This is a genomic window from Streptomyces sp. NBC_00683 (assembly GCF_036226745.1).
Taxonomy (GTDB): Bacteria; Actinomycetota; Actinomycetes; order Streptomycetales; family Streptomycetaceae; genus Streptomyces.
In genome coordinates this window covers 6892427-6913350 of the sequence record NZ_CP109013.1, presented here as the reverse complement: position 1 = coordinate 6913350, position 20924 = coordinate 6892427, and the positions used below count along the sequence as shown (strand labels likewise).

Sequence of the window (20924 nt, the reverse complement as noted above, 5' to 3'; positions counted from 1 at the left end):
GGGCCACGCTCCGGGAGTGGCCCCGGGCCCGCGCGGGGGCCCGGGGCACCGTGCCCTCAGGACCCTGCCGGAGCCTTCGCGAAGGGGACCTGGGCGGGGCCGGGGTCGGCCGGACCGTCCGGGTGGGCCCACAGGCCCCGGGCGGCGAGCCGGGGCAGGACGCCCTCGCCGAACCAGTACGCCTCCTCCAGGTGCGGGTACCCGGAGAGGATGAACTCGTCGATGCCGAGCCGGTGGTACTCCTCGATGCGCTCGGCGATCTCCTCGTGGCTGCCGACGAGCGCGGTGCCCGCACCGCCCCGGACCAGGCCGATGCCCGCCCACAGGTTGGGGTGGATCTCCAGGCCGTCGCGGCCGCCGCCGTGCAGGGCGAGCATCCGCTTCTGCCCGTCGGACTCGCTGCGGGCCAGGCCCTCCTGGACGGAGCGCACGGTGGCGGGGTCGAAGCCCGCCAGGAGGCGGTCCGCCTCGGCCCAGGCCCGCTCGGAGGTGTCACGGGCGATGACGTGGAGCCGGATGCCGAAGCGCAGGCTGCGGCCCTCGCGCTCGGCGAGCCCGCGTATCCAGGCGATCTTCTCCGCGACCTGGGCGGGCGGTTCGCCCCAGGTGAGGTAGACGTCCGCGTGGCGGGCGGCGACCACACCGGCGGCGGGCGAGGAGCCGCCGAAGTACACCTCGGGCACCGGGTCGGGAACCCGGGTGAGCCGGGCGTCCTCGACGGTGAGGTGCTCGCCCTTGAAGTCCACCGTCCTGCCGTCCCACAGGTCCCGGACGATCTCCAGGAACTCGCCGGTACGGGCGTAGCGCGCGTCCTTGTCGAGGAAGTCCCCGTACGCGCGCTGCTCGTGACTCTCCCCGCCCGTCACCACGTTGAGCAGCAGCCGGCCCCCGGTCTGGCGCTGGTAGGTGGAGGCCATCTGCGCGGCGAGGGTGGGCGAGACGAAACCGGGCCTGAAGGCGACCAGGAACTTCAGCCGTTCGGTGTGCTGGCTGACCATGGCCGTGGTCAGCCAGGCGTCCTCGCACCAGGCACCGGTGGGGGTCAGCACTCCTTCGAAGCCGAGGTCCTCGGCGGCACGGGCGATCTGGGCGAGGTAGCGGACGGTGGGCGGGCGGTCGCCGCCCGCCGCGGTGACGGGGGTGCCGTGACCGCCTCCGACGACGTGGCGGCTGTCGCCGTTGGTGGGCAGGAACCAGTGGAAGGTGAGAGTCACCGGTGATCTCCGTTCGGGGGTGTCACAGCAGGCCGTGGCGGGGCGGTCGGGTGCCGCTGAGGGCATGGCGGCCGAGGTGCTGGATCTTCCAGCGGGCCGGGTCGTGGAGGGTGTGGGTGCGGGCGTCGCGCCAGTGCCGGTGCAGGTTGAGCGAGTCGAGGGCCGAACGGGTGCCTGCCACCTCGAACAGGGCTCCCGCGACCTCGACGGCGGCGCTCGCGGCGTACGCCTTGGCTGCGGCGACGGCGAGGGACGCATCGGCGGCGGTCTCGTCGGTGAGGGTGGCCTGCGCGGTGTCCACGGCACGGGCAGCGGTGTCCAGGAGCGCGTCGGCGGCCCGCACCCGGAGGTCGAGTTCGCCGAACCGCTGGATGAGCAGCGGGTCCTCGGCCGCGGTGTCGTAACCGCTCTCGAACCAGGGACGGCTCTTCGTCCGTACGAAATCCGCCGCCTCGGCCAGCACACCGACGGCGATCCCCGCGTCGATCGCCGCGTGCAGCAACTGGGCCGCCGCACCGTGCAGTTGCGGGCCCTCGAAGGTCAGATGGTGGGCGAACAGCCGGTCTGCGGGCACCCGCACCCCCTCCAGGCGTACGGTGCCGCTCGCGGTGGTGCGCTGGCCCATGCCGTCCCAGTCGTCGACGACGGTGAGGCCGGGTGCGCCGGCGGGGACAAGGGCGACGTACAGCTTGTCCTCGGCGCCGCGGGCGAGCACGGGGATCCAGTCGGCGAAGAGTGCGCCGGTCGCGTAGTTCTTCACACCGGTCAGCAGGTACGAACCGTCGGGGGCGGGTTCCAGCCGGGTGCGGATGTCCTGGACGTGCTTGGTCCCCGCCTCGGACTGGGCGTTCCCGAACCGCTTGCCGGCCAGCAGCTCCGCGTGGAAGAAGGCCTGCTGCTCGCGGGTGCCCTGCCTGCGGATCACGTTGACGTACGCGAAGTGGCTCTGCGGGATCTGGGCAAGGCTCGCGTCGGCCGAGGCGAGCAGCCGGAAGACGTGGGCGAGGGTGAGTGCGCTGACGTCCGCGCCGCCGTGGTCCGCGGGGACGGTCACGGCCAGCAGGCCGGATGCCGAGAGCTTCTCCAGTTCGGCGCGGGGCAGCAGGCGTTCGGCGTCGCGCCGCGAGGCGCCGTCGCGGAATTCCGCGGCCAGTTCGGCGGCCTTCTTCAGGGCCTCGGCGTCGTCGCGGATGATCTCAGCCATGGACGGCCACCGGTGCCGTGCGCTCCAGCGCGGCCGAGAACCCGTCGACGATCCGGTCCAGCGCCTCGGCATCCGTCGCCTCGACGGTGAGTGTCCCGTCGGGAGACACCGTGAGGTGCCGGTCCAGGACGAACCAGCCCTGGGTGATGTGGGACGCGCCCATCGAACTGAGCACCGGGCGCAGCGCGTAGTCGATGGCCAGGACGTGGGCGGTGCTGCCTCCGGTGGCCAGGGGCAGGACGGTCTTCCCGACGAGCGCGGTCTGCGGCAGCAGGTCCAGCAGGGCCTTCAGCAGCCCCGAGTACGCGGCCTTGTAGACGGGCGTGCCGATGACGACGCCGTCGGCCCGCGCGAACAGTTCGAGGGCTCCCACCACGGCCGGATGGCCGAAGTCGGCGCGGAGCAGGGCCTCCGCGGGCAGCGTGCGGACGTCGAAGGGTATGACCGTGTGGCCCTGTCCGGCCAGGCGGTCGTCGAGGTGGCGCAGCAGCCGGGCGGTGCGGGAGGTGGCGGACGGGCTTCCCGAGACGGACAGGACGGTGGCCATGGGCTCTCTTCTCGTGGGGCGGTGCGGGCGGGACTGCGCACGGACCCGCGCCGGACGGCACGGAGCGGGACGGAGCGGCACACGGCGTCGGGCCGGCCCGGGGCGGAACGGGCGTCGGCGGGGAAGGCCGGGTCACCGGCGGAGAGGGTCCCGGGAACGGGCCGGCCCGTCCTGGTCAGGAGGGCATGGGACAGCGCGCGAAGGAGGGGTCCTCAGACTTCGCGACAACAGAAGGAACTGGCAACACGTGCGAGGTCGATGTGACGTCGCTGTGTGAGATTCCGTCGGTCCTTCATGCCCGTCAGACTAGCCATCCACGGCGCCGGCAGTCGAGTGGGCCCTCACGGGGCGCGGTGTCGCCGGCCGGGCGCTTCACGCGGCGAGTGCCTTCCACCGGCTCTTCGTGGAGCACGCCCGGAGCCTTTGCGGCCCACGGGTGGCCCTGTCACCGGCCGAGGGCCACATAATGGGGTCATACATCGGATGTCTTGTGCGCGAGGAGGCCCACCATGGCCGTCACCGACGAAGCGATCGAGAAGATCAAGGGAATGATCGTCTCGGGCGCCCTGCGGCCCGGCGACCGGCTCCCCAAGGAGAGCGAACTCGCGGCCGAGCTGGGCCTGTCACGCAACTCGCTGCGCGAGGCGGTGCGGGCACTGTCCCTGATCCGGATCCTCGACGTGCGCCAGGGCGACGGCACCTATGTGACCAGCCTGGATCCGCAGCTGCTGCTGGAGGCCCTGAGCTTCGTGGTGGACTTCCACCGCGACGACACCGTGCTGGAGTTCCTCGCGGTCCGCAGGATCCTGGAGCCGGCAGCCACGGCGATGGCGGCTCAGCTGATCGAGGATTCCGAACTGGACGCGCTGGACGCCCAGCTGGACGCACTGGGTGCCGACCCCTCGGTGGAGGAGCTGGTCGCCGGCGATCTGGAGTTCCACCGCGGGATCGTCCAGGCGTCCGGGAACTCCGTCCTGTGCTCGTTGCTGGACGGGCTCTCCGGGCCGACCACCCGGGCCAGGGTCTGGCGCGGGCTGACCCAGGAGGACGCGGTCAGCCGCACCCTGCACGAGCACCGGGCGATTCTCGCGGCGCTGCGGGACCGGGACGCCGAGGCGGCCCGCTCCTGGGCGACGGTGCATGTGGCGAGTGTGGAGCAGTGGCTGCGCTCGACGCTGTGACGGGCGGGCCGGCGGCCGGCGGACCGCGTTCCACCGGCGCCCTCGACATCCGTGAGGGTCCGACTCATGTGCGCTGGTGGGCACATGAGTCCGGGTTCGAGGGGGAACTCGGCCCGTTTCCCCAGTACAGCTCGGATGAATCCAGGCGCTTGCACGGTTCGCCCGCCCACGCAAACGGACTGCGGGGGGAGGGGGCGGAAGCCGTAAGGTTGGTCCGTACGCAAGGAAACTTCGGAAGGAGGCCTGGGTGATCGAGCTCGAGGGGGTACCCGAGCTGATCGACCCGGTCATGGTGGCCGCGTTCGAAGGCTGGAACGACGCCGGTGACGCCGCCTCCACAGCGGTCGGACATCTGGACCGGGAATGGAAGGGCGAGGTGTTCGCGGCGCTCGACGCCGAGGACTACTACGACTTCCAGGTCAACCGGCCCACGGTGTGGCTGGACGGTGGGGTACGCAAGATCACCTGGCCCACCACACGGCTCTCCGTGGTCCGAATCGGCGGGGAGAAGCCCCGCGATCTGGTGCTGGTCCGCGGCATCGAACCCTCGATGCGCTGGCGCTCGTTCTGCAACGAGATCCTGGGTTTCGCCCATGAGCTGGGCGTCGAGATGGTCGTCATCCTGGGGGCGCTGCTCGGCGACACCCCCCACACCAGGCCGGTGCCGGTCAGCGGGGTCACGTCGGACCCGGATCTGGCCAGGACGATGGATCTGGAGGAGACCAGGTACGAGGGCCCGACCGGCATCGTCGGCATCCTCCAGGAGGCGTGTACGCATGCCGGAGTTCCTGCGGTGAGCCTGTGGGCGGCGGTGCCGCACTACGTGTCGCAGCCGCCGAACCCGAAGGCGACGCTCGCCCTGCTGAACCGTCTTGAGGACCTGCTCGGGCTGCGGATCCCGCTGGGCGAGCTGGCCGAGGACGCCCGCGCGTGGCAGCTCGGCGTCGACCAACTGGCCGCCGAGGACAGCGAGGTGGCCGAGTACGTGCAGACGCTGGAGGAGGCGCGGGACACCGCGGAGCTGCCCGAGGCGTCCGGCGAGGCCATCGCGCGGGAATTCGAGCGGTATCTCAGGCGCCGGGATGTGGGAGGTCCCGGTCAGGGGCCGGGCGGCCACGCCACGGAGAGCGGTGACGTGTCCTATCTGCGGGACACGTCGAGCGGTCGCACGAGACCGCCGAAGCCGCAGCGTCCGGAGAGCGGGCCGGAAAGTGATCCCGGGGCCGTACGTCCGCCGTCGCCCGGCAAGGGGGACAGCGGAGCGGCCGGCACGGGGAAGGCGTCCGAGGACTCCCCCGACGCCCCGGACACGTCCGGGGACAACGACAACGGGGACACCACGGAGGACTGACAGGCCTGACAGGCCAGTGGCCGGCGGCAGCCGAGCGCGCATGGGGCGCCGGGCGGGAACGAATCCCGTCCGGCGCCCCCCGTGTTGGTACGGGACCGGTATCCGGTCCCGGCGTCCTGTCAGGCGCAGCTGAACCTCGCAGCCCCCCAGTCGCCGTGGTCACCGGTCTTGGAACCGTTGGTGTCCCTGACCTTCAGATGCACGTGCCGCGCACCGTCGAGGCTCACGTCGACGGGCACCATGGCCGAGGCGCCGGTCAGCTTCGGAGAGGTCCACAGCACCTTGCCGTCGGCCTCCACGGAGAACTCCACCTCGCCGTAGCCGTTGATCTCGTCGTCGATGCCCACGTCCGCGGTGAACGCGGTGCACCGGCCCCCGAGATAGACCTCGATGTCGGAGTCGGCGTGGGTGCCGATCCCCTTCTCGTACGTCTTGCCTGCCAGGGTCAGCGTGTGCCCGTCGGCCGCACCGGACTCACCGTTGGAGCGGTCACGCTCCGCGGGCCCGTAGCCGTTGGCCGACGTGAGCCAGACCAGGTCGCTCGCCCAGGCCGCGCCGGCCGGGGGCGGCGGCATCACTCCGAGGGCGAGGCGCTGCACGGCCGTTCGGGCCTCGCCCGCCGACCGGTAGCGGGCCAGCGCGGTGATCCGCGCCTCGCCCGCCGTGGCGTCCCGCGCCGGGGTGACCGCCACCTCGACCCGGCGGGTGGTGCCCGCCGGTATCCGCGCCACGACCGCCGCCGGGGTGACCTGCCAGCCCTCCGGGACGTCGAGGGTGACGGCGGTGTCCGTCAGGTCGGCGGAGCCCGCGGTGACGTCGACGGACACGGTGCCGGCCACCCCTGCGCCCGCCTCCTGTGCGTCCGGTGCGGAGACGACGGCCGTCGCGCCGGGCTTCTTCCCGCCGACGGCGCTGGCGTTCTCCAGCGTGAGCGTGAACGCCTGACCGGTGCTCAGCGGCAGGGTCTTGACCTTCACCACGCCGCCGCGGTCGTCCTGGTCGTACCACCAGCCCTGCTTCGCCGCCTCGAAGTCCGCCGCCGAACGCACCTGCGGCAGCTTGCCCGCGAGCTTCACCGCAGTGGGAGCGGACCCGGTGTGCACGGCGAACTCGTAGGGGCGGCGGCTCTGTTTGCCCGCGAAGCTCCCCCTGCTCTCCCCGATGCGTACGGTGACATCGCCCGCACCGCTCTTCGGGGCGTCCACGACGGCCCGCTGCGTGGCGTACCTGCCCTCGCGGTGCTGCCGGGTCACACCGTCGTCCTCGTACAGCGTGAACGACGAGGTCCCCTGCGGATACACGTCCCAGGCCAGCGGTGAGTCCGCCGTGCGGTCCTTGTACGAGCGGATGCCGGGCCACATCGGCACGGCGGCGCCCGCCTTCACGAAGAGCGGGAGGGTGTCGAGCGGGGCGCTGTAGTGGTCGACGGTGGTCGGCCCCTGGTACGTCCTGCCGCTCCAGTAGTCGGTCCAGGTGCCCTTCGGCAGGTAGATGCCACTGCGCTCGGTGGCGTCCTGGTGGACGGGGGCGACCAGGAAGTGCTCACCGGACATGAACTCGTACTTCGCCGCGTCCGACGCCGCCTTCGGGTCGTCCGGGTACTCCAGGACGAGCGGGCGGACCATGCCGACGCCCGTCTTCGTCGCCTCGTGGGCGTAGGAGTACTGGTACGGCAGCAGCGACTCCTTCAGCTTCAGGTAGTCACGGTTGACGGAGGTGTACGGCTCGCCGTACCGGAAGGGCTGCTTGTCGTTCGCGGCCCAGCCGTCCATGGTCATCGTCGTACCCAGGAACATCTTCCACTGGAGGTCCCGGGTGTACGTCTTGGCGCTGCCGCCGAAGATGCCGTCGACGTCACCCGTCGTGTACGCGAGTCCGGACATCGTGGCGCCCGCGTAGGTCGGGATCTGCCAGCGGATGTACTCCCAGCTGCCCGACTGGTCGCCGGACCACTGGACTCCGCAGCGCTGGGCGCCCGCCCAGCTCTCCGGCGCCCAGGTGAAGCCGCGGGCATCGCTGTTGTCCTCGATGCCCTTGTACGCGTCCTTGCAGCCGTCCAGGGCGAACTTGTAGCCCTCGCCGATCCAGGCGACATCGAGCTTGGCGACCCGCTGGCCCGCCTTCACCTGGTCGGCGAGCTTGTCGATGCCGTCCTCGGTCCACAGACCGAGCTCCATCCCGCGGTCCTGGAGGCCCTCGGCGGTCTCGGCGAGGTCCTCGTAACCACAGCCGTAACCGTCGTTGACGAGCATCCAGCCGTTCGGCATGTCGTTCTCGACGTAGCCGTCGGCGACCTTCAGCGCGTCCAGGGTGTGCCGCTCGCCGCGGTTGGCGTTGTGCAGGTAGCAGTCGGCGTCGCCGATCTCCATGCCGTACACGGGCGGCAGGAAGGGCTTGCCGGTGAGCTTCGTGTACTGGCCGATGACGTTCTTGGCGTCACCCGCGAAGTAGTAGGCGTCGAAGCGCTGTTCCCGCGCGCTCGTCGTCACCGGGTCGGTGAAGGCGTAGGTGTTGGGCGCGTAGGTGTTGCGGTAGACGCCGTATCCGGCGGAGGAGAGGTAGAACGGGACCGAGTTGGGGTGGCCGCCGTCGTCCCAGTTGTAGTCGACGCCGACCTCGACGGTCTTGCCGCGGTGCGAGGTGTTGCCGCGGCCGTTCTGCATCCCGGCGCCGTAGAACTGCTCGTCGGCACCGCGGGCGAGGGTCTGGGTGGTCTTCTCCCCGTCCCAGCTCAGCCCCTTGGCCTCGGACCAGACCTGGCTGCCGTCGGCCCGGTGCAGCGCGAACCGCAGGGGCGACTTGTAGGCCCGCAGGGTGACCCCGCCGCTCGCGGAGAGGTCGTAGCGGTCGCCGCGGTCCTTCCAGCTGGTTCGTGGCGGAGCGCCCTGGGGCAGCACGATGTCGTCACCGGTCGGGTCGGCGAACGTGCCGTCCGGGGCGAGTTCGATGCGGAAGGTCTCGGCGGAGACGAAGCTGACGCGGGCCTCGGCCTTGCCGGCCGTCAGGTGGTAGACGGGCCCTTCGGCGGAGAACCCGGTGACGTCGCCGACGGTCGTGCCCACCGGTTCGGACGGCTCGGCCTGGGCGCTGCCCGGCCCCGCGAGTGCCGCGAGCAGTCCGAGCAGACCGGCAACTGCCGCCACTCTGATGCGCGTTGATGATTGCATAGAGCGCTTTTAGCGCAACTTCGAGCAATTGACCACGGACAAAAGGGAACCGGCCCCGACTTCGTGAGGAAGTCGGGGCCGGTCCTTGGGATCGGGTCACGCGGTGCGGTCACACCACCCGGCTGCTACAGGGCGACGCCGAGCAGGGCGTCGACGGTGCGCGAGACGAGACCGGGGGCACCCTCGTCCGTTCCGCCGTCGGAGTTCTGCCGGGCTGCCCAGCGGTCCACGGCGGCGAGCGCCGCCGGAGCGTCCAGGTCGTCGGCCAGGGCCTCGCGGACCTCCTCGACGAGTGCGTCCGCGGAGAGCCCGTCGGGCCGGGAGACGGCGGCACGCCATGTCGCGAGACGCGCGACGGCGTCGGCGAGCACCTGGTCGGTCCACTCCCAGTCGGACCGGTAGTGGTGCGAGAGCAGCGCAAGCCTGATCGCCGCAGGGTCCACGTCGTCGCGGCGCAGCGCCGAGACGAAGACGAGGTTGCCCTTGGACTTGGACATCTTCTCGCCGTTCAGGGCGACCATGCCGGCGTGCACGTAGGCACGGGCGAACGGGTGCTCGCCGGTCAGTGCCTGCGCGTGCGAGGCACCCATCTCATGGTGCGGGAAGGCGAGGTCGGAACCGCCACCCTGGATGTCGAAGCCCATGCCGAGGTGGTCCAGCGCGATGGCGACGCACTCGATGTGCCAGCCGGGCCGGCCGCGGCCGAGGCTGGCGCCGTCCCAGCTCGGCTCGCCCTCACGGGCGGCCATCCAGAGCATCGGGTCGAGCGGGTTCTTCTTGCCCGGCCGGTCCGGGTCTCCGCCGCGTTCGGCGGAGAGCAGGCGCATCGCGTCGGCGTCGAGCCCCGAGACCTCACCGAAGTGCGGGTCGCAGTCGACGGAGAAGTACACGTCGCCGCCGAGCTCGTAGGCGGCGCCCGCGTCCCTGAGGCGTTCGACGAGCGGGACGATGCCGGGTATCGCCTCCACCGCCCCGATGTAGTGCTGCGGGGGAAGCATGCGCAGGGCGGTCATGTCCTCCCGGAAGAGTGCCGTCTCGCGCTCCGCGAGCTCGGTCCAGTCCTGACCGTCGCGCACGGCCCGCTCCAGCAGCGGATCGTCCACGTCGGTCACATTCTGGACGTAGTGAACCTGCCGCTTGGTGTCGAGCCACACGCGCTGAACGAGGTCGAACGCGTTGTAGGTCGCCGCATGACCCATGTGGGTCGCGTCGTACGGCGTGATGCCGCAGACATAGATGCGGGCGACGGGACCGGGGTCAAGGGTGATCCGTCCGCCGGTCGCGGTGTCGTGGATCCGAAGGTCGCGGCCCTTGCCAGGCAGGGCGGGGACCTCAGAAGCGGGCCAGGCATGCATGTCATGAGCGTAACCGGACGATGCTTCCGGATACGAACCGGATCAGGAATCCTGGCCGAAGAGGCGGTCTTGTACGTGCGGGAGTTTTCCGCTAATGGCCGGGAGCGCACTGCCGGCGGCGCACTCCCGCACCCGGGAATCCGCCCTCCGGACCCGCTCTCCGGCCTTCGGCCACCTGCCCCCGGGAGAGAGCGCCGCTCTCACACTGGTGGCCACGGAATCGCCGGCCACTCCCCGCTCGGCTGCGGGTGCCTCCCGGACTTCCGCAGCCCGGAAACCCGCCCCCGCAGCGCGTCGAGCTCCACCGCGGTGATGAGTTCCCCCAACCGGGTGGCCAGCGCCGCACCTGGTTCCAGTTCGGCGGCCAGCGCGTCCAGCACCTCGACCGCCTCGGCCGTCAGCGGCTCGCCCGCCCAGCCCCACAGCAGGGTCCGCAGCTTGTCGTCGGCGTTGAAGGTGACGCCGTGGTCGATGCCGAACAGCCGGCCCCCGGGGGCGGGCAGCAGATGCCCGCCCTTGCGGTCACCGTTGTTGATCACCGCGTCCAGGACCGCGAGCCTGCGCAGCCGGGGGTCGTCCGCGTGCACCAGCAGCGCGGTCCTCCCCTCCCCCACCTCGGCGAATCCCACGGCCTTCCAGCCGTCCCCCGGCTCCTCGTCCTCGACGAGCCCGAGCAGCGGTGGAAGTCCGTGGACACCGGCAACGTCGGCCCCGGACTCCTCGGCGGTCTCGTCCGCCTCGATCCACAGCTGGCACATGCCCTCGCCGTAGGGGCCCTCGCGCAGCACCGTCGGCGGCACGAGCCCCCACCCGGTCGCCTCGGAGAGCTCGTAGGCCGCCACCTCGCGCTGGGCGAGCGTGCCGTCCGGGAAGTCCCACAGCGGCTGCTCCCCGGCCACCGGCTTGTACACGCAGGGGCGTTCCTCGCCCTCGTAGGCGACCGTGCAGTAGAGCACGGCGTTCGACGCACCGCGGACCTGTCCGAGGACCGTGAGCTCCCCCTGGGCGAGCAGGGTCTTCAGTCCGGCCTCCGTCAGGCCCCGCGACGGTATCCGTTCTGGCGCGGGCATACGTGTCCTTCCGGGTCGAGCGGCAGGCTGCAGAGCGGGCACGGCGGGCGGCCGGCGTTCACGACGTCCAGGGCGCGCTTGGCGAACGCCCGGGCCTGCGCGCCGCTCAGCCGGACCCGGAGCATCGGCGGGCCGTTCTCCTCGTCCTGCAGGAGCCTTTCCTCGGCCTCGGCGAGGTCGTCCTCGGAGTCCGCGTCCAGCTCGACGAGAGCCTGCGCCTCGACGATCATGCGCTGTTCCTCGCCGTCCCAGGCCAGCGCCATCGTGCCGACCCTGAACTCCTCCTCGACCGGGGCGTCGAGCGGGGCGGTGTCGGTGACGTCCATGGGAGCCACCGCCGGCACCGGTGAATTGCCGCCGGTCCGCCGGACGACCTCGTCGAGGAGTTCGTCGATCCGTTCGGCCAACGCGGCAACCTGGGTCTTCTCCAGGGCCACACTGGTGACCCGTCCCGTCGAGGATGCCTGCAGGAAAAACGTACGGCGGCCAGGCAGCCCGACCGTACCGGCCACGAAACGGTCCGGGGGGTCGTAGAGGAACACCTGACGGGACACGTCCTGTCTCCCTTGAAATATGAAGGCGAATGGGGGCCGACCGGGCCCCGGGGGGATGCCCCCCGCAAGGCCTCTACGGCGCGTCCACCCTACTGCGCGGAGAGATCACGGCGCCCCAGCGCCGCCCCCGACGGCCGCATCCGTTGCCTCCTCCCCCGCCGCGTCGGCCCCCAGGGGCTGTTCGCGCGGTGCCAGGGACGCGAAGTCGCCGGTGTCACCGAGGCGGAGGAGAAAGGGGCGTAGCCGGGTGTAACGGATCGCGGTGACCGAGCAGGGGTCGGCGTGGATGCGCTGGAAGAGGTCGAGATGCATGCCGAGCGCGTCGGCCACGAGGGCCTTGATGATGTCGCCGTGCGAGCACATCACGTACGTGGCGTCGTCGCCGTGTTCCGCCTCGATGCGGCTGTTCCAGTCCCGTACGGCGTCCACGGCCCTGGCCTGCATGGCCCGCATGGACTCGCCGCCGGGGAACGCCGCGGCCGAGGGGTGCTGCTGCACGACGGACATCAGCGGTTCGTCGGAGAGCTCGGCGAGCTTGCGCCCCGACCAGTCCCCGTAGTCGCATTCGCTGATGCGGTCCTCGGTGCGCAGCACGAGGCCCGGCCGGGCGTCGAGCAGGGGCTGGAGCGTCTCGCGGCAGCGCTGCAGGGGGCTGCTGACGGCCGCGACGAGGCTGAGTGCGGCCAGCCGTCCGGGCAGCGCGGCCGCCTGTTCGGCGCCGCGTTCGTCGAGGGAGACGCCGGGGGTCCGCCCCGCGAGCACTCCGGCGGTGTTGGCGGTCGAGCGTCCGTGGCGTACAAGGATGAGCGTGGGCATACGTGCCAGCGTAGAGGGCACGTCGAAGGTGCGAGGAGGCACGATGCAGGGAAGAATGCGCGCGTGATCGTGGACTGCGGCATTTACCGGGACGGGCGCCGGACCGACGGCCCCGCCGACTTCTCCGACGCCCTGGGCGAAGCGCGGGAGGCCGGGGACGCCTTTGTCTGGATCGGCCTGCACGAGCCGACGGAGAAGGAGTTCGACCTCGTCAGCAGCGAGTTCGGCCTGCACCCCCTGGCGGTGGAGGACGCCCTGCGCGCCCATCAGCGCCCCAAGCTCGAGGTCTACGACGACTCCCTGTTCGCCGTCATCAAGCCCGTGGTCTACGAGCCGGAGAGCGACACGGTCAGCACCGATGAGCTGATGATCTTCATAGGCGACTCCTTCGTGGTGACGGTCCGCCACGGCGAGGGGGCGCCCCTCGCAGCGGTACGCCGCCGGCTCGAGGCCGAGCCCGAGGTGCTCAAGCACGGCCCCACGGCAGTGCTGTACGCGGTCAGCGACGCGGCGGTCGACCACTACATCGAGGTCGCCGCCGAGCTCCAGGCGGACCTGTCGGAGCTGGAGGCGCAGGTGTTCGCCCCGAGCGGCACCGGGGACGCGAAGAACACCGCTGCCCGCATCTACACCTTCAAACGCCAGGTACTGGAGTTCCGCCGGGCGACCGGCCCGCTGAGCGCGCCGATGATCCGGCTCGCGGGCGCGGGCGTGCCTTTCGTCGACAAGCACTCACAGCCGTTCTTCCGGGACGTCAGCGACCACCTGACGCGTGCCAACGAGCATGTGGAGGGGCTCGACCGGCTGCTCTCGGACATTCTGTCGGCGCATCTGGCACAGATGGGGGTGCGGCAGAACGACGACATGAGGAAGATCTCGGCGTGGGCGGCCATGGCCGCCGTACCGACCATGGTGGCCGGCATCTACGGCATGAACTTCGACCACATGCCCGAGCTGCACTGGGTGTGGACGTACCCGGTGGTGGTCGGGCTGATGGGCTGCGCCGTTTTCGGCCTGTACCGCCTGTTCAAACACCGCGGCTGGATGTAGCGCCACCCGTACGGACCGGGCCGGCCCGTCCGTCAGGCGTACTCGGCTTCAGGCGTCGCCGGGCCGCCCAGCGCGTCGCGCCGTGCGGGGGCCTCCAGGCTCACCATGCGCCGCCAGCCGGCCAGCCGCTCGTACGCGTACATCCCGTGGATCCCCGCGGCCAGGACGGCCGCCTTGGCGCGGGGCCAGCGCAGCACGGTGCCCATGTGGCTCATCACGGCGAGGCTGACATCCCGGTACACCCGGATCTCGGCGAGGGCGCACTCCCTCAGGACGTTCTGAATCGTCCGGCCGTGCCCGGCCCGGGCGAAGCGGAGCAGTTCCTCGTGGCAGTAGGCGAGGTGGTTGTCCTCGTCCCGCGAGATCATCTTCACCGCGCGGCCGAGTGCCGGATGGTCCGCGAAGTGCCTGCGCAGCAGCTGCATCTGCTCGGAGGCGCGCTGTTCCGTGACCCTGCTGTGGGCGAGGTAGACGATGATGTCCCGCTCCGACAGCGGTTCGTCGCGGTTGAGCTGGTCATGGGCGAGGCCGATGCCGTGCCTCTCCAGGAGCAGCGTGTAGTCGGTCTCGTACGGGACGACGACGGGTTCGAGCCCGCGCTGCTTGAGCAGGGCGTTGAAGATCCGGCCGTGCTTGTCCTCGTCGGCCCCGTGCCGGGTGATCTTGGGGGCGAGATCGCGCAGGGTCCTAGGGACGAGGGCGGCGATGCGGCCGTTCTCCCAGCCGCCCTGGGACTCCCCGCTGGCTGCGATCGAGCAGAACAGCCTGAAGGCGTCGTCGTCGTCGAGGATCTCCTGAAAAAGACTCTTTGCCGAGAGCATCACTGCCACCCTTCGCACCGTGTCCGCAGAAACAAAGTCAAAGGCGGAACGGGGCGGCGGGCAACACGAGGGGGGCCGAGGGAGGGCCGAACGGGCCCCGGCCCTGTCCGGGCGGCCGGGTCGGGGCGTAACCGTCGGGCGCGGTGCGCGTTGTTCCCTGTGACGGCCGTGGCGGGGAGGACCCCCGAGCCCCCACCACGGCCGTAGTGCTGCCCCGGGGGCGCGACAGCTACGCGGCGAGGCCGGAGTGCTCCAGGGCGTCCGTGCCCGCGCGCAGGGCCGCGAGCCGCTCCTCGAGCGTGAAGCCGGCCGGGGCGAGCGTCAGCGTGGTGACTCCGGCGGCGGCGTACGCCTGCATACGCTCGGCGATCCGCTCCACCGAGCCGAGCAGCGTGGTCTGGTCGATGAGCTGGTGCGGCACGGCGGCGGCGGCGCCCGCCTTGTCGCCGGCCAGGTACTTGTCCTGGATCTCGGCGGCTTCCTTCTCGTACCCCATGCGCTGGGCCAGCTGGTTGTAGAAGTTCTGCTTGCGGCTGCCCATGCCGCCGACGTACAGCGCGGTGTACGGGCGGAACATGTCGGCGAGGCCGTTGATGTCGTCGCCGATGGCGAGCGGCAGCGTCGGACAGACGTCGAAGCCCTCCATGGTCTTCCCGGCCTTCTCCCGGCCGGCCCGCAGGTGCTTCACCGCGGTGTCCTCGAGGTGCTCGGCGGAGGGGAAGATCAGCAGGGCTCCGTCGGCGATCTCGCCGGTCTGCTCCAGGTTCTTCGGGCCGATCGCGGCGATGTAGAGCGGAATGTGCTCGCGCTGGGGGTGGACGGTGAGCTTGATGGGCTTGCCCGGGCCGTCGGGGAGCGGCAGCGTCCAGTGCTCCCCCTCGTAGGAGAGGCGCTCGCGGGACATGGCCTTGCGCACGATGTCGACGTACTCGCGGGTGCGGGCCAGCGGCTTGTCGAACTTGACGCCGTACCAGCCCTCGGAGACCTGCGGTCCCGACACACCGAGGCCCAGGCGGAACCGGCCTCCGGAGAGCGAGTCGAGAGTGGCCGCGGTCATCGCCGTCATGGCGGGCTGACGGGCCGGGATCTGCATGATGGCGGACCCGACGTCGATGGACTCGGTCTGGGCGGCGACCCAGGCAAGGACGGTGGGTACGTCGGAGCCGTAGGCCTCGGCCGCCCAGCAGACGTCGTAACCGAGCCGGTCGGCCTCCTGGGCGACGGCGAGGTTGTCGCCGTCCATGCCCGCGCCCCAGTAACCGAGATTGATGCCGAGCCGCATGCCGCGCTCCCTCTACTGATGAGTAACGTCCCTGTGTCCCGGACTCTAGCGCGCATGCCGGGGATCCGGCAGGCTGGACGGCCCTCAGTTCGGTTGTCCACAGGCTTCCACCCTGTGGGGCCTTGGCCAGTAATCTCAGCGCCCATGGAGCAGAGGCATCTCGGCCGTACCGGCCTTCGCGTGTCCCGGGTCGGGCTCGGCACCCTCACCTGGGGCCGGGACACCGACGAGCACGATGCTGCCGACCAGCTGAAAGCCTTCTGGGACGCCGGCGGCACGCTGATCGACACAGCCGATGTGTACGGCGGCGGGGAGGCCGAGTACCTTCTCGGCCGGCTCGTCGACAACCTGGTGCCCCGACAGGATCTGGTCATCGCGACCAAGGCCGGCAGCGTGCCCGATCCGTACCGCCGCTTCGACGGATCGCGCGGGCATCTGCTGGCCGCGCTCGACGCGTCCCTGGAGCGGCTCGGGACGGACTACGTCGACCTGTGGCAGATCCACGCCTTCGACCCCGTGACGCCGCTGGACGAGACCCTGCAGGCACTGGACCTGGCGGTCTCCTCGGGACGCGTCCGCTATGCGGGAGTGTCGAACTTCAGCGGCTGGCAGCTTGCCAAGGCGGCCACCTGGCAGCTCGCGGCGCCCGGTCTGCGTACGCGGCTGGCCAGCACGCAGATGGAGTACTCGCTGCTGCAGCGGGGTATCGAGCGGGAGGTGCTGCCCGCGGCACTGGACCTCGGAGTGGGGCTGCTGCCCTCGTCCCCGCTGGGCCGCGGGGTACTGACCGGCAAGTACCGCACCGGTACGCCGTCCGATTCACGGGGCGCCTCCGAGCACCTGGCCCCCTTCGTCGAGCCGTATCTCGACGACCCGGCGAGCCGCATCGTGGACGCGGTGGCCACGGCTGCGGACGGCCTCGCCACGACGCCGCTCATGGTCGCCCTGGCCTGGGTGCGGGACCGCCCGGGAGTGGTGGCTCCGATCATCGGCGCGCGCAACGCGCAGCAGCTCTCCGAGGCCTTGTCAGTGGAGGCGCTTAGTCTTCCTGACGAGATCTGCCAGGCGCTCGACGATGTGTCGGCGCCCGTGCACCGCTATCCCGACCAGGACTGGAGCACGCTGTGACTGCCCTTCCCCGGGGGGAAACCCCGGACCCCGCGGCCGAGAACGACGAGGACCGCGAGGACGCGGGCTCCGACGGCGCTGTCGGCGCCACCGTCACGCCCGGCGACGACGGGGCCGCAGAGGGCGGTGCGGAGCAGGTTGCCGCGAGCCCCGAGGCCCCTGCGGCCCCGGAGGCCTCCGCAGACTCCGAGACCGCCGCGGACCTGGAAGCCCCCGCAGACTCCGAGACCCCCGTCGGCACCGAGGCCGACGGCACGCCCGGGACCGCCGCGGCTCCCGCGCTCTCCGATGCCGAGATCGAGCTGGCGGCCCAGCGCGAGCTCCGGGAGCGGATCGAGAAGCGCAAGGCCGAGAAGGAAGGGCCCATCCCCGCCGGTACGAAGCTGAGCGGCCCGGCTGCCGACCTGCTCGCAGCCGTGCGCGCCGTCGAGAGCGGCGAGAAGGCGGCCACGGCGTTCTTCGAGCCGCGCGCGTCGGCGCCCGCGCCCCGCCCGGCCGCCCCCGGACCCGCATCCGCACCCCCGACCGTCCGGCCCCGGTCCGCCGAACAGCAGCCCACGCACACCGCCTCGCCCGAGGCGGCCGACGCAGTCGCGGCGGTGCTCGCCGAGGGCGGCGCGCCCGGGACCCTGGCGCGCCCGGCGGCCGTGACGCTCGGCGAACAGGCCGCCGGCATCCTGCGCGAGGACCCCTGGCAGCTGCTGTCCGTGCCCGGGGTCCGTCCCGAGCAGGCGGACGGCTTCGCCAGGGCTCTGCTCGGCACGGAGTGCGGCCCGGACGACGAGCGGCGTACGGCGGCGCTCGTGGGCTGGCTGCTGGAGCGTGCCGCCCTCCAGGGCCATACCGCGCTGGACGCGTCGCAGGTGCGTACGGCGCTGGCCGAGCGCGCGGTCACCGACCCCGAAGCCGCCGTTGAGCACGCCGTCGCCGAGGGCGTCGTGCTCGTCTTCCAGGACGGCCTCGACCCCGCGGAAGCCGCGGAGCCCGGGGAGCCGGAGGGGGACGACGAGGACGGCGCACAGGACGCTCAGGACGAGCAGGAGCCGGTACAGGTCCTGCTGGGCCTCAACCGGTACGCGCTGGCCGAGGAGAGCCTCGCCGACGGCCTGGCACGGCTGGTCAACGCCTGCGAGAAGGGCGCCGACTGGACGGAGGCCGCTGCCGCAGCCCCGTCGCCCTCGGCGGCCGAGCTGATCAGGACGGCGGCGACCGCCGGACTCGTCGCCCACAGCGGTGGCGAGAGCGCACGGGCGGAACCCGCCGCCCTCATCGCTGCCGCGCGGGACCTGGGACTGCGCGCCCTCGGCGCGACCCACAGTGTGGACGGCCGGCACAGGCTGGCCACCGCGGTCGGCGACCCGCAGACCGCGGTCACCCTCCGGGACCTGCTCTCCGGTGCGGCGGGCCCCGGCCGGGACGAGGACGGTGCCCTCGCACTGGACCTGCTGGTCGTGCTGGACGCGCCGCAGCTCGATGTGGAGACCGCCGCGATGCTCGTGGAGTCCCTCGCCGACGGGACCCGGCTGGTGCTGAGCGGCGACCCGGGTGTGTTGGGTTCCGCCGGCGCGGGCCGGGTGTTCGCGGACGTGCTGGCGGCACGCGCCTGCCCGCAGGTGGTGTCGCGCACACCGGACCCCGGACCGATCGGCGAGCTCGTCTCGGGCATCGGAATCGGTGAGCTCACCCAGGTCGAGGCCCCCGGCCGGGAAGTCGTGATCGTCCCCGTCCGCGATGCGGGTGAGGCGGTCCACCGCACCGTGCAGCTCGTCGCCGACTCGGTGCCGCGTGCCATCGGCGTGCCTTCGTCCGACACCCAGGTGATCACCGTCGGACACGGTGGCTCCGCCGGCACCAAGGCACTCAACGCGGCGCTCAAGGAGCGGCTCAACCCGGGCCCCGGCAGATTCGGGGGCTTCGACCCGGGCGACCGGGTCGTCCACGTACCGGCTCCCGGCAGGGCCGTGCCGGGTTCGGTCGTCTCGGCCGACGCCGCCGGACTGCACCTGGACTGTGCGGGCACACCCGTCGTCGTACCCCCGGACGCGGTGGAGTCGTCGGTACGGCACAGCTGGGCGCTCAGCGCCCATCAGGCGGCCGGTATGCGCTGGCCCGCCGTGGTCGTCGTCCTGCCGGGCGATGCCGCGCAGGGCCTGAGCCGCCCGTGGGTGTACACCGCCTTCAGCCGCGGTGAGCGCCATCTGTCCGTGGTGCACGGCGTGGACCAGGCACTGCCCCGCGCGGTCGCCGAGATCCCCGCCCAGGAGCGGACGACGCGGCTGCGCCCCCTGCTGGAGGCTCTGCCGACCCCGGACGCGTCCTAGGAGACCCGGGCGCGCCCCGGACAGCCCGACGAAGGCCCCGGTGCGCGCCGGGGCCTTCCGTCCGCGGGGTCAGCCGCCCACCACGGATACGTCCGCGTCGCCGTCCAGCTCGTCCTCGTCGAAGACCGAACTGACGTCGAAGCGGCAGACCACCTGCGCCGGATCGGCGTCGTCGAACGGAGCCCCGAGCCACTCCCCCGGCTCGGGGAGCTCGTCCACGGCGGAGACCCACAGCGTGGAGTCACCCTCCTCCAGACCGAATTCCTTGTGCCGGGACGCGATCTCGTCCGCCTCGTACTCGCCGAACAGCACGCCCAGCGCCGCATGCACGCTGGTACCGACCACGGGCACGGTGTCGCTGTCGTGCTGGTCAGGATCCAGTTCGGCGAGCCGCTGGGCCTGGGCGAGCAGCCGCGGGGGTTCCACCACCGCGTAGTCGCGCCTGATCAGCACACTGAGGGCGTGCGGCTCCTCGGGACCGGCGTACGGCGGCAGTGAGTCCTCCGCGCCGGGGATCTCGAAGGGGGTGACCTCGTCGTAGCGGTCGTAGAGGAGTTCGTCGTAGACCTCGGCCGCAGCGGCCAGTGCGTTGAACGCGTCGAAAACAGCGGGGTCGTCGTCCCCGGTACGGCGCTCGACCGCCTCGAGGTGGCGGTCGAGCGCGGTTTTGACTGCATCGGCGGCGGCGCGTACCTCGGCAGCGGTGGGCTGCGCAGCATCAGACATAGTGCAGACGCTATCCGTACCGGGGCTCTGCACGCACAATAGATGCGATGCCGGAATACGAATTTGTCGACGTGTACGTGCCGCGCGGGGTCTCCCGCAAGGAAGCGACCCGCCTGCTGACCGACCATGCCGAGTACGGGCACTGGGAGTTGGACCGCCTGACCCTGCGCCTGGACGGCAGCCGCCGCGTCCGGTTGCGCCGCCGGATCATCCGCCAGCTCCGGGCCACCTGGTAGCGCGGAGCGGGTCCCGCGCCTGCGGAACCCGCTCCCTCGACGACGCCGTACGCGAGAGGTCGCGGTGTCGTTATGCGGCGCTGCGCGAGCGGCGGTACAGGACCGTACCCGCACCGGCGAGCAGCAGGCCGGCGCTCGCCGGGACCAGCAGGTCGAGCCCGCCCGCACCGGTCTGTGCGAGTTGCGGGCCGGGGACGAGCTGGGCTTCGGGAGCGGGCGGAACCTGCGCGGGCGGCAGTACCGGCTCCTCGGGGGTGTGGGGCGTCGGCGGTACGACGGGCGGAGGGCTGACCTCCGAGTCGTTCTCGCAGCTGTTGCCGAAGACCGGGTTGAGCAGGCCACCGATGGTGACGCTGTTGCCGCAGAGGTTCACGGGAATCTCGACCGGCACCTGCACCTGGTTGCCGGAGCCGATACCGGGCGACCCCTTCGCCTCCCCCTGGGCGGAGGCGCCCGGGGCACGGTGCCTGCCGGTCCCCTCGCCGCTGCCCCGGCCCTCGTGCCCGGAGGCCTGGCTGCCGGAGTGGGAGCCGCCGTGTCCGCGACCGTGACCGGACGGGGCGCCGTCGTCCCTGGTGTGGCCGGGACCGGCATCCGCCGATCCGTTTCCGCAGTCGTTGCCGCCCGTGGGATTGAGCAGGCCGCCGACGTTCACGGAGTTCCCGCAGACGTTGACCGGTACGTCGATCGGGACCTGGATCGAGTTCCCCGACAGCACCCCCGGTGAGTTGGACGCGCCGCCTGCTGCTCCCGAGTCGGCGTGTGCGTAGCCACCACTGAGCGCGAGCACTCCGCCCGCCGCTGCCATGGTGATCAGGCCTTTACGTGTGACCTGTCGCATAGGTTCGTTTCCTGCCTTCTGCCTTCCGAATGCCCTCGGACACAACCGTGCGAGGGCCGA

General features: G+C 71.8%; 19 protein-coding genes. 6 read left to right on the top strand and 13 right to left on the bottom strand.

Annotated features, from left to right (window positions below):
• Nucleotides 1–56: 56 nt before the first annotated feature.
• The 4 genes from OG257_RS30800 to OG257_RS37270 all read right to left on the bottom strand — a co-directional run bounded on the left by OG257_RS30800 (nucleotide 57) and on the right by OG257_RS37270 (nucleotide 3261).
• A complete protein-coding gene (locus OG257_RS30800; protein WP_329212764.1) occupies nucleotides 57–1214 on the bottom strand; it encodes an LLM class flavin-dependent oxidoreductase in 1158 nt (385 codons plus the stop codon).
• Nucleotides 1215–1236: 22 nt separating this feature from the next.
• The gene (locus tag OG257_RS30795; RefSeq protein ID WP_329212763.1) at nucleotides 1237–2418 is read right to left on the bottom strand and encodes an SfnB family sulfur acquisition oxidoreductase; all 1182 of its coding nucleotides are present in this window, start codon (nucleotides 2416–2418) and stop codon (nucleotides 1237–1239) included.
• A complete protein-coding gene (ssuE, locus tag OG257_RS30790; RefSeq protein WP_329212762.1) occupies nucleotides 2411–2965 on the bottom strand; it encodes an NADPH-dependent FMN reductase in 555 nt (184 codons plus the stop codon). Before ssuE ends, OG257_RS30795 begins: the two co-directional genes overlap by 8 nt.
• Nucleotides 2966–3177: 212 nt before the next feature.
• Complete coding sequence (locus OG257_RS37270; RefSeq protein WP_383805710.1) at nucleotides 3178–3261, bottom strand: putative leader peptide; 84 nt, start codon at nucleotides 3259–3261, stop codon at nucleotides 3178–3180.
• A gap of 213 nt (nucleotides 3262–3474) precedes the next feature.
• Here OG257_RS37270 and OG257_RS30785 point away from each other — a divergent pair, with 213 nt between their 5' ends.
• Together OG257_RS30785 and OG257_RS30780 are read left to right on the top strand one after the other, a co-directional pair.
• Nucleotides 3475–4146 carry a FadR/GntR family transcriptional regulator gene (locus OG257_RS30785; protein WP_329212761.1) on the top strand — a complete coding sequence of 224 codons (672 nt, stop codon included), beginning with the start codon at nucleotides 3475–3477 and terminating at the stop codon, nucleotides 4144–4146.
• 247 nt (nucleotides 4147–4393) lie between these two features.
• Nucleotides 4394–5497 (top strand): PAC2 family protein, encoded by a 1104-nt coding sequence (locus OG257_RS30780; protein ID WP_329212760.1) that lies wholly within the window; start codon nucleotides 4394–4396, stop codon nucleotides 5495–5497.
• Between the two features lie 119 nt (nucleotides 5498–5616).
• On the opposite strand, the gene OG257_RS30775 is transcribed toward OG257_RS30780, so the two are convergent.
• From OG257_RS30775 to OG257_RS30755, 5 genes are all read right to left on the bottom strand, one after another.
• The gene (locus OG257_RS30775; RefSeq protein ID WP_329212759.1) at nucleotides 5617–8664 is read right to left on the bottom strand and encodes an NPCBM/NEW2 domain-containing protein; all 3048 of its coding nucleotides are present in this window, start codon (nucleotides 8662–8664) and stop codon (nucleotides 5617–5619) included.
• A 125-nt stretch (nucleotides 8665–8789) separates the two neighbouring features.
• Nucleotides 8790–10019: a cysteine--1-D-myo-inosityl 2-amino-2-deoxy-alpha-D-glucopyranoside ligase gene (gene mshC / locus OG257_RS30770; protein WP_329212758.1), complete on the bottom strand. Its 1230-nt coding sequence runs from the start codon at nucleotides 10017–10019 to the stop codon at nucleotides 8790–8792.
• A 200-nt stretch (nucleotides 10020–10219) separates the two neighbouring features.
• Nucleotides 10220–11089: an SCO1664 family protein gene (locus OG257_RS30765; RefSeq protein ID WP_329212757.1), complete on the bottom strand. Its 870-nt coding sequence runs from the start codon at nucleotides 11087–11089 to the stop codon at nucleotides 10220–10222.
• A complete protein-coding gene (locus OG257_RS30760; RefSeq protein ID WP_329212756.1) occupies nucleotides 11053–11643 on the bottom strand; it encodes a DUF3090 domain-containing protein in 591 nt (196 codons plus the stop codon). The genes OG257_RS30765 and OG257_RS30760 overlap by 37 nt, the downstream gene beginning before the upstream one ends.
• Nucleotides 11644–11748: 105 nt before the next feature.
• A complete protein-coding gene (locus OG257_RS30755; RefSeq protein ID WP_329212755.1) occupies nucleotides 11749–12459 on the bottom strand; it encodes a histidine phosphatase family protein in 711 nt (236 codons plus the stop codon).
• Between the two features lie 63 nt (nucleotides 12460–12522).
• Here OG257_RS30755 and corA point away from each other — a divergent pair, with 63 nt between their 5' ends.
• Nucleotides 12523–13509, top strand: a complete 987-nt coding sequence (gene corA / locus OG257_RS30750; protein WP_329212754.1) for a magnesium/cobalt transporter CorA — start codon at nucleotides 12523–12525, stop codon at nucleotides 13507–13509.
• A 32-nt stretch (nucleotides 13510–13541) separates the two neighbouring features.
• Here corA and OG257_RS30745 read toward each other — a convergent pair whose 3' ends face one another.
• Together OG257_RS30745 and OG257_RS30740 are read right to left on the bottom strand one after the other, a co-directional pair.
• A complete protein-coding gene (locus OG257_RS30745) occupies nucleotides 13542–14330 on the bottom strand; it encodes a ferritin-like domain-containing protein (protein ID WP_329215438.1) in 789 nt (262 codons plus the stop codon).
• A 229-nt stretch (nucleotides 14331–14559) separates the two neighbouring features.
• Nucleotides 14560–15612, bottom strand: a complete 1053-nt coding sequence (locus OG257_RS30740) for an LLM class F420-dependent oxidoreductase (protein WP_329212753.1) — start codon at nucleotides 15610–15612, stop codon at nucleotides 14560–14562.
• A 144-nt stretch (nucleotides 15613–15756) separates the two neighbouring features.
• Between OG257_RS30740 and OG257_RS30735 the strand changes: the two genes are divergently transcribed.
• Nucleotides 15757–16740, top strand: a complete 984-nt coding sequence (locus tag OG257_RS30735; protein WP_329212752.1) for an aldo/keto reductase — start codon at nucleotides 15757–15759, stop codon at nucleotides 16738–16740.
• Nucleotides 16737–19061 carry a helix-hairpin-helix domain-containing protein gene (locus tag OG257_RS30730; protein ID WP_329212751.1) on the top strand — a complete coding sequence of 775 codons (2325 nt, stop codon included), beginning with the start codon at nucleotides 16737–16739 and terminating at the stop codon, nucleotides 19059–19061. Before OG257_RS30735 ends, OG257_RS30730 begins: the two co-directional genes overlap by 4 nt.
• A 69-nt stretch (nucleotides 19062–19130) precedes the next feature.
• On the opposite strand, the gene OG257_RS30725 is transcribed toward OG257_RS30730, so the two are convergent.
• On the bottom strand, nucleotides 19131–19787 hold the full coding sequence (locus OG257_RS30725; RefSeq protein WP_329212750.1) for a hypothetical protein: 657 nt from the start codon (nucleotides 19785–19787) through the stop codon (nucleotides 19131–19133).
• A 47-nt stretch (nucleotides 19788–19834) separates the two neighbouring features.
• On the opposite strand from OG257_RS30725, the gene OG257_RS30720 reads away from it, so the two are divergent.
• A complete protein-coding gene (locus OG257_RS30720) occupies nucleotides 19835–20023 on the top strand; it encodes a DUF5703 family protein (protein WP_185301746.1) in 189 nt (62 codons plus the stop codon).
• A gap of 70 nt (nucleotides 20024–20093) precedes the next feature.
• Here OG257_RS30720 and OG257_RS30715 read toward each other — a convergent pair whose 3' ends face one another.
• The gene (locus tag OG257_RS30715) at nucleotides 20094–20864 is read right to left on the bottom strand and encodes a chaplin (RefSeq protein ID WP_329212749.1); all 771 of its coding nucleotides are present in this window, start codon (nucleotides 20862–20864) and stop codon (nucleotides 20094–20096) included.
• Nucleotides 20865–20924: the final 60 nt, after the last annotated feature.